Origin of the sequence: Mesorhizobium sp. M7A.F.Ca.CA.001.08.2.1 (genome assembly GCF_003998455.1) — a bacterium.
Lineage (GTDB): Bacteria > Pseudomonadota > Alphaproteobacteria > Rhizobiales > Rhizobiaceae > Mesorhizobium > Mesorhizobium ciceri.
Genome location: NZ_RZPW01000661.1, coordinates 1 through 3,565, shown reverse-complemented (window position 1 = coordinate 3,565; position 3,565 = coordinate 1). Strand labels below are relative to the sequence as shown.

The 3,565-nt window shown below is 62.2% G+C and carries 5 protein-coding genes; 4 read left to right on the top strand and 1 reads right to left on the bottom strand.

Annotation, left to right across the window (positions count from 1 at the left end; genetic code table 11):
* The 3 genes from EN914_RS28530 to EN914_RS28520 form a co-directional block, all read left to right on the top strand.
* Positions 1-525, top strand: a 525-nt coding sequence (locus EN914_RS28530) for a hydantoinase B/oxoprolinase family protein (protein ID WP_206527258.1), incomplete at its 5' end; no start/stop codon positions are given.
* A 123-nt stretch (positions 526-648) separates the two neighbouring features.
* Entirely contained in the window at positions 649-1,425 is a 777-nt protein-coding gene (locus tag EN914_RS28525; protein WP_013528561.1) for an ABC transporter substrate-binding protein, read from the top strand.
* Positions 1,426-1,579: 154 nt separating this feature from the next.
* Positions 1,580-2,710 (top strand): aminomethyltransferase family protein, encoded by a 1,131-nt coding sequence (locus EN914_RS28520; RefSeq protein WP_013528560.1) that lies wholly within the window; start codon positions 1,580-1,582, stop codon positions 2,708-2,710.
* A 34-nt stretch (positions 2,711-2,744) separates the two neighbouring features.
* Here EN914_RS28520 and EN914_RS40030 read toward each other — a convergent pair whose 3' ends face one another.
* Entirely contained in the window at positions 2,745-3,164 is a 420-nt protein-coding gene (locus EN914_RS40030) for a hypothetical protein (RefSeq protein WP_338048503.1), read from the bottom strand.
* A gap of 10 nt (positions 3,165-3,174) precedes the next feature.
* On the opposite strand from EN914_RS40030, the gene EN914_RS40025 reads away from it, so the two are divergent.
* Positions 3,175-3,489: a Fic family protein gene (locus EN914_RS40025; RefSeq protein WP_338048502.1), complete on the top strand. Its 315-nt coding sequence runs from the start codon at positions 3,175-3,177 to the stop codon at positions 3,487-3,489.
* Positions 3,490-3,565 lie beyond the last annotated feature (76 nt).

The following is a 3,565-nucleotide window of genomic DNA, read 5'->3' as shown; positions in this document are numbered from 1 at the left end:
ACCAATGGCTGCTCGACCATCGGCATCTCCAAGTCGCCGCCGGTCGAGATCATGGAACAGGCATTCCCGGTGCTCTACCGCCACTACGCCTTGCGTGAAGGCTCCGGCGGCGCCGGCAAGCATCGCGGCGGTTTCGGCCTCGCCTATGAGGTGGAAATCCTGCGCGGCGACGCCCGCGCTTCCTTCGTCATGGACCATGGCCGGTTCGGCCCGCAGGGCGCGCTTGGCGGCAAGGACGGCGCCGTCAACACGGTGACCGTCTTCCGCAACGGCGAGGAACACGTGCCGCCGCATTTGTCCAAAGAACAGGACATTGCGCTCAAGGCCGGCGACCGCGTGCGCGTCGGCACGCCGGGCGGCGGCGGCTATGGCGATCCGCTGCAGCGCGATGCCGATCTTGTGCTGCGCGACGTGGCGCTGGGGTACTACACATCAGAGGAAGCCACCGAAAAGTTTGGCGTTGTCCTCTCGGCCGGGGAGTTGGCCATCGACCAGATGGCCACCGACAAGCAGCGCGTCGGCTAACACATCACCGATCGCTCGCCTGGTCTGCTCGCCGCGCCGTGATCGCCGCAGCGCATGTCGTTTCCGTCTCCGCCGCGCGCCTGGAAGACCGTAGACTTCCCGCTTTCAACGGGGATCTCGAACATGCGTCTTTTCGGTCGTTTCGTGCTTGCCGCTTCCGTCGCCCTCACCCTTGCCACGGGTGCCGCCTCCGCCCAGGACAAAAAACTCAGGATCGGCACCGAAGGCGCTTATCCGCCCTTCAACTACGCCAGTGCCGACGGCACGCTGGGCGGCTTCGACATCGACTTGGGGAAGGCGCTGTGTGCCGAGATGAAGGCTGAGTGTGAGTTCAGCGTGCAGGATTTCGATGGTTCCATACCGGCGCTGCAGGCCGGCAAGTTCGACGCGATCATCAACATCACCATCACACCCGAGCGGGCCGAGAAGGTCGAGTTCACCCACAAATACTACCAGACGCCGCCGGCCATCGCCGTGCCGAAGGATTCGACCATCGCGGGCACGTCGCCTGAAGACCTGAAAGGCAAGGCGCTCGGCGTGCAGACCGCGACCATCCACCAGAAATTCGCCGACCAGAAATATGCAGGCTCGACGGTCAAGGCCTATCCGACGGGCGACGATGCCCGCACCGACATGGCCAATGGCCGCCTCGACGCGATCATGGACGGCTCGATCATCCTGACCGAGTGGTTGAAGAAGCCAGACGGCGCCTGCTGCAAGCTGCTCGGCACGCTGACCGCCGATCCGGCCATACACGGCCCCGGCGTCGGCATCGCGCTGCAAAAGGGCAACAAGGAACTGGCCGACAAGCTCAATGCGGCCATCGACGCGCTGCGCGCCAATGGCAAGTACAAGGAAATCAACGACAAGTATTTCTCGTTCGACGTCTACGGCAGCTGAGACCGTTTGGAAACTCTACTCTGGCGGCCATCTGAAGGCGTTTTCTGCGCTTCCGGTGCTCACGGACCTGAATGTCCGCTGCGCTCCGGTTCTCGAAACCACCATCATATGACTCGCCAGAGCGAATTTCGAAACGGTCTCTGGATCGCAATTCATGATGGAGACTTCCTTGGCTGAGCGGCGTTCCCCTTTCTACAGCAGCATCGTCGGGCTGGGCGCGACCATGGGTCGTGTCGGGGGCGATTTCATCTCGGCCAAAACCTATTCCGGCATTGCCGACGAGCACCTGAACACCCGCAAAAATGTCGGCGTGCAGGATCTCAGCACCATGGGCAAGATGGACATCAAGGGGCCGGACGCCGAGGCGCTGGTCAACCATGTCATCGTCAATAATGCCGCTGCCATGAAACCGGGCCAGGTCCGCTATTCCACGGTCTGCCGCGAGGATGGCGGCATCATGGACGACCTCACCGTGTTTCGGTTGGGTCCGGAGCACTTCATGCTGGTAACCGGCTCGGTCAACCGCCTGAAGATGCTGCCCTGGCTGTTGCATCACGCGCAGGGTCGCAAGGCCTATGTCACCGACATAACCGCAGCCATCGCCTTCCCGACCATCCAGGGTCCGCGCTCGCGCGAACTGTTGAAGGCGATGATCTCGGATGCCGATCTGGACGGGCTGAAACGCTGGTCGTTCACGTCAGGCCACATCAACGGCACGCGGGTGCTGATCTCGCGCACCGGGGTCACCGGTGAGCTCGGCTTCGAATTGTTCGTGCCGGCCGACGAGGCCGCTTCGGTCTGGGATGCGCTGATGCGGACCGGCCGGGACTTTGGCCTGAAACCCTATGGCGTGCTGGCAATGTTCACGCTGGGCCTGGAAAAGGCCTATCCGGCGCACGGCATCGACATGGACGAGAGCCGCACCCCGTTCCATGTCGGGCTCGACCGCTGGATCAAGTTCGACAAGGGCGATTTCGTCGGCCGGCAAGCTTTGCTCAAGGTCCGCGACAAGGGCCTCGACGAGCAATGGGTCGGCCTGATCCTCGACGGCGACAAACCGGCCGCCACCGATGCCAGGGTCCTGGCCGATGGCGAGGACGCCGGCATCGTCACCTACAGCGATCACGGCTATTCCCTGGGCAAGGTGCTGGCCACGGCGCACCTGCGGCTGCCTTTCACCGCGATTGGCACCGAACTCAGCATCGACATCGACGGCAGGCCGACCCGTGCGGTCGTGGCGCCGATACCGTTCTTCGATCCCGAGGGGGGGAGGTTGCGCGGCTAACTGGGCTTACCCTGGAAATCATTTTGGTCTCTCCTCAATGGTTATGATATTGTCTCGAAATGAAGTCTCCTAGCTCACGAGCCAGCCGTTCAGCCAAGACCGGCCAGTTCGTGCTGACCAGCGAGCGCGGCGAGAAAATCAGCGCCGTGGAAGGCATGGCCTTATCGCCTCGCATGGCGAAATTACTCGCCCTAGGCGTACGACACGGACTGTCCGGTGATGAGCGGCGTTCGCTCATCAAGGAAGAATCCGCAAGAAGAAATAGACGTTGGTCTACGCCGCTGAGTTCGATCCGCTGTGCTACCCCGGCACGACGGTGCTCATTAACCTGTTGGACATCCGCGACCAGGCTGAGCTTGATGAAGTCGAGCTCGCGCTGTTCCTGACTCGCGCTGACGAGCCATTGCCGGCAGGCGAACTCGACTACCGTCACTATCTCGGCCTGCACCGGCACCTGTTCCAGGATGTGTGGCTGGGCCGGTCAGCCGCGCACCATCCGCATCGGCAAGGCCGGCAATTGGTTCTGCTATCCCGAACACATCGCCACCGAGATGGCGCGGGTCTTTCGCGAACTCGGCAATCCCGACCGCTTAGCTCATCTCGACGGCACCAGCTTTGCGAAGCATCTGGCGCACATCGTCGCGGAGATCAACGCCGTGCATCCGTTTCGCGAAGGCAACGGCCGAACCCAGCTCACCTTCCTTGCGATGCTCGCCGAGCACGCGGGCCTGACATTCAATGACGACATCCTTGAACGGATCGCGTCATTCAAGCCATGATCGACAGTTTCAGCGGTTCAGAAGCGTCATTGCAAGCACTGATAGAAGACATCATCGCCTAGTTCGTCGGCCTAAC